Below are 4144 nucleotides of genomic sequence, written 5' to 3' on the forward strand. Positions count from 1 at the left end.
ACAGCGGAATCCGTGGAGGCCCGCAAGCAGGCCGAACAGGCCCGGCGGGACGGCATGGTCATGGCTGCGGACCGCATCAGCGAGGCGGTGACGGTGCTGTCTTCCGTATCGCAGGAAATCTCCGTCCATCTGCTCCAGGCCGACAAAGACGCCCACCACCAGTCTGACCGCCTTGCTTCCGCGGCTGTCGCTATGGAGGAAATGAACGCCACCGTTCTGGAAGTCGCCAGAAACAGCTCCGATGCCGAGCACATCGCCGGCAACGCCAGAGAAGAGGCCCAGAACGGCGCGGCCCAGGTTACGGCCGTAGAGCGCCGCATCAGCAAGGTGCAGGAAGACACCAGCGAACTGAAAGCCGCCATGGGCCGACTGGGCACGCGCATGCAGGATATCGACAAGGTAATGACCGTTATTTCGGACATCGCTGACCAGACCAACCTGCTGGCGCTCAACGCAGCCATTGAGGCGGCCCGTGCCGGTGAAGCCGGACGTGGTTTTGCCGTGGTGGCCGATGAAGTGCGCAAGCTGGCGGAAAAAACCATGGGCGCCACCAAGGAGGTGGCGGCGGTGCTTTCCGGCATTCAGGAAGAAAGCAGAATAAATGCCAGCACCGTGGACGCCACCGTGGCCGACATGGCCGCCGCCACGGAGCTTGCCAAAACATCGGGAGTGGCCCTGCAAGCCATCGTTGACCTGTCGGACAGAACCAGGGACCAGATCAGTTCCATTGCCACAGCCTCGGCAGAGCAGTCCGCCACCAGCGAGGAAATCAACAGGAGCATTGAAGACGTGAACCGCATTGCCGTGCAGACGGCGGCCAGCATGGCGCAGTCCACCACAAGGATCCGCGCGCTGCTGGAACAGACCACGGCTTTGGAACGCCTTATTGAAACCCTGCGCGCCTGACGGCATCCCCCAAGGCTCTGCACAGCGTTTCTTCAGACAGAAAAACAGCCCGCCTAGGCGGGCTGTTTGCATGCAGACAGATTTTTTTCAACAGGCCCTACTCGGCCTGGGCCTTGAGGGCTTCGGCCTGGGCGGCCGTGCCAAGGGCTTCCACCAGCGATTCAAGCTCGCCTTCCATAATCCTGTCCAGAGAATACAGGGTCAGGTTTATGCGGTGGTCTGTGCAGCGGCCCTGCGGGAAATTGTAGGTGCGGATGCGCTCCGACCGGTCGCCGGAGCCGACCTGCGCCTTGCGGTCCGCCGAAAGTTCGGAATTCTGGCGTTCACGTTCGGCGGCAAGGATACGCGAGGCAAGCACCTTCATGGCACGGGCCTTGTTTTTATGCTGCGAGCGTTCGTCCTGACAGGTCACCACGGTATTGGTGGGCAGGTGGGTGATGCGCACCGCCGATTCCGTCTTGTTGACGTGCTGGCCGCCCGCACCGGAGGCCCGGTAAATATCAATGCGCAGGTCGTCGGGGCGGATTTCCACGTCCACTTCTTCGGCTTCGGGCATGACAGCCACGGTGGCGGCAGAAGTATGAATGCGGCCTTGCGCCTCAGTGGCCGGCACGCGCTGCACACGGTGGGTTCCCGCCTCAAACTTGAGGTGGCTGTATACACGGTCGCCAGCGATAAGGCAGATGACTTCCTTGTAGCCGCCGTTTTCGGAAGGGGACTCACTCATGATCTCCACCTTCCAGTTTTTAAGCTCGGCATAGCGCGTATACATGCGGAAAAGATCCGCCGCAAACAGGGCAGCCTCTTCGCCACCCGTACCGGCGCGGATTTCAAGAATGGTATTTTTTTCGTCCAGAGGGTCGCTGGGCAGCAGCATAACCTTCAGCTCATGCTCAAGACCCGGCAACTGGGCTTCGCCCCGGTGCACTTCTTCCTGCGCCATGGCGCGGATTTCGGGGTCTTCGTCATGCAGCAGCTGCCTGTTTTCGGCCAGTTCTTCGCTCAGCGCGCGATGACGGCGAAAAAGCTCCACCACATCGCTCAGATCGGCGTGGGCTTTGGTCAGCTTGCGGTACTGGTCCTGATCATTGAAAACATCAGGCTGGGCAAGGGCCTCTTCAAGCTCCAGATATTTCTTTTCCAGACCTTCCAATTTGGCGAACATAAAAGTCTCCGACTGGCAGTGGACAAAAACAATTCATGCGGCGACGAACCGCCCCAACCGCACAGGCAGGACGCTTTCGCGAGGGTGTCATATTTTCAATATATTCCGGCGCAGGGCCGGCCTTGTGGCCCGCGCGGACGGCGGCCATGCGCTGACTTTTCAGAGCAGTTTCACTTTGAAAACGCTCTGGCGACTGCGTGGGCAAGCTCAATGTATTTGCGCTGTTACGCGCCGAAGCAATCGTGCCTTGAACTTTGAAAATGTCCATTCGCAAAGCTGATCTGCTCTAAACCGAACCGCGCGGCAGCCGCTTTGCAGCGGCACTGGCTATTGCCTGTCGTAGGGTACGGCATGCACCCGCTCTCCGCCTTCAGGACCCAACGCCTCACGCAGGGCAACCACCGCCACCTCAAGCTGGCTTTCGTCAGGCTCATAGGTGGTCAGTTTTTGCAAGGCCAGGCCCGGCGCGCGTAACACATGGGCCAACGGCCCTTCGGGCAAACGCGCGGCATAGCGGATAAGCTCATACGCCAGGGCGCTGATGGGCGCCATGAGCAACAGCTTGAAAAATATGGTCAATGCATGCTTGGCAACGGCGCTTTGCGGCGTATGCAGGGCCAGCAGCACGGGTACGAGCACTGCGTGCAGCACAATGGATATGCAGATGACGAAAAGCAGAAATGTCGTGCCGCAACGTGGATGCAAACGGCTCATGCGGGCAGCGTGTGCCGCGTCAACCCGGCCTCCGGATTCGAAGGCGTGTATGGTTTTGTGTTCGGCCCCGTGATACTGAAAAACCCGACGGATATCAGGCACATACGAAATAGCCTTGATATAGCCCATAAAAATGCAGCACTTGAAAAAGCCGTCCCACAAATGGAAGCTCAAGCCTTCCACATCACCGCCCAGATGCAGCCACAGCATAAGCAGCGACATCAGATGCGGCACAACCACAAAAAGGCCGATAGCCATAAGCAGGGCTGCCGCAAGCGTCAGCACCAGATGCCAGCCTGAAATTTCCTCTTCCTGCCCCTGGGCCACGGCCTCCACAGAGCGATTAAGCGCCTTGATGCCATTAACCAGTGTTTCAAGCAGAATGGGAAAGCCCCGCAGAAAAGGCTTTTTGAGCCAGGGGCGGCGCAGCAGCGAAAACCACGGCAGACGACGGGCGAGAATGCTCCCGTCCGCCTGACGCACGGCAAGGCCATAGGCATCGCCGTTGCGCATCATCACGCCTTCCATGACGGCCTGTCCGCCAACCGTAGGGCAAGCCGACGTCAAAGCACAAAGCGCCATCGTGACCCACCGGGGCTTTGCCCCTGCGGCCTTGCGTGGCGCTCCCTGCCGTGCGTCGCTCATGTGCGGCATGGTCTGCCGCCCGCGATTACTTCTGCTCAAACTTGGCGTACTTTTTACGGAAGCGGTCAATGCGGCCAGCCGTGTCAAGGAAGCGCTGCTTGCCGGTGAAAAACGGATGGCAAGCGGAGCACACTTCCACGTTCACCTGCTCACCCTTGGTGGAGAGCACGTTTTCTTCATTACCGCAAGCGCAGGTGATGGTGGCGTTGAACACTTTGGGATGGATATCTTTTTTCATGACAGCTACCTCATGGAACGCGGCATAATCCGGCAGAATCACCGCCGGACGCCCGCGCGTTTTTCCTCTGGCGCGAAAACATATCGCACAAGGGCAAGCTATATAGCGCTTCTTTAAACCTTTGGCAAGGGGAAAGCACAAAGGAAAACCATGCCGCAGAAAACAGGGCCGCAGAAACCTGCCGGCAGCGTCCCGTTTTGCAGAAAATCATGCCCTGCGCGGGCAAACACTGCCGCCGCGCGCGCCCGGCCGTTTGTGAACACGGGCATGCCCGCACAAAGCCCCACGCCTGTTCAGGCATGGCATACTGCGGTCTCTTTCAAGCTGTATCGTCCAAAGCCATGCGCCCGCTAGAGCAGATTAACTTTGAGAATATACATTCTCAAAGTTTAAGGCACGCTCACTTCGGCGTTTAACCGCGCAGATAAACTGCGCTTACGCCTCCGTAGCGAACGTCTGCTCACGCAGCCGTCCGA

The 4144-nt window shown here is 59.1% G+C and carries 4 protein-coding genes; 1 reads left to right on the forward strand and 3 read right to left on the reverse strand.

The window, feature by feature from the left end; all coding sequences use genetic code 11:
• The coding region (locus tag V6C07_RS06950; protein ID WP_333535627.1) for a methyl-accepting chemotaxis protein at positions 1–906 on the forward strand (906 nt) is incomplete at its 5' end.
• Between the two features lie 97 nt (positions 907–1003).
• Here V6C07_RS06950 and prfA read toward each other — a convergent pair.
• From prfA to rpmE, 3 genes are all read right to left on the reverse strand, one after another.
• A complete protein-coding gene (prfA, locus tag V6C07_RS06955) occupies positions 1004–2071 on the reverse strand; it encodes a peptide chain release factor 1 (RefSeq protein WP_333535628.1) in 1068 nt (355 codons plus the stop codon).
• A gap of 327 nt (positions 2072–2398) precedes the next feature.
• Positions 2399–3313: a DUF1385 domain-containing protein gene (locus V6C07_RS06960; RefSeq protein ID WP_442886185.1), complete on the reverse strand. Its 915-nt coding sequence runs from the start codon at positions 3311–3313 to the stop codon at positions 2399–2401.
• 142 nt (positions 3314–3455) lie between these two features.
• Positions 3456–3668, reverse strand: a complete 213-nt coding sequence (gene rpmE / locus V6C07_RS06965; RefSeq protein ID WP_333535629.1) for a 50S ribosomal protein L31 — start codon at positions 3666–3668, stop codon at positions 3456–3458.
• Positions 3669–4144 lie beyond the last annotated feature (476 nt).

The organism is Desulfovibrio sp. 1214_IL3152, assembly GCF_036763055.1.
GTDB lineage: Bacteria > Desulfobacterota > Desulfovibrionia > Desulfovibrionales > Desulfovibrionaceae > Desulfovibrio.

Bases quoted from the DNA above. Each gene is read 5' to 3' on its own strand.
- prfA (WP_333535628.1), bottom strand. From the start codon at position 2,071: ATGTTCGCCAAATTGGAAGGTCTGGAAAAGAAATATCTGGAGCTTGAA.
- rpmE (WP_333535629.1), bottom strand. From the start codon at position 3,668: ATGAAAAAAGATATCCATCCCAAAGTGTTCAACGCCACCATCACCTGC.
- V6C07_RS06960 (WP_442886185.1), bottom strand. From the start codon at position 3,313: ATGGAAGGCGTGATGATGCGCAACGGCGATGCCTATGGCCTTGCCGTG.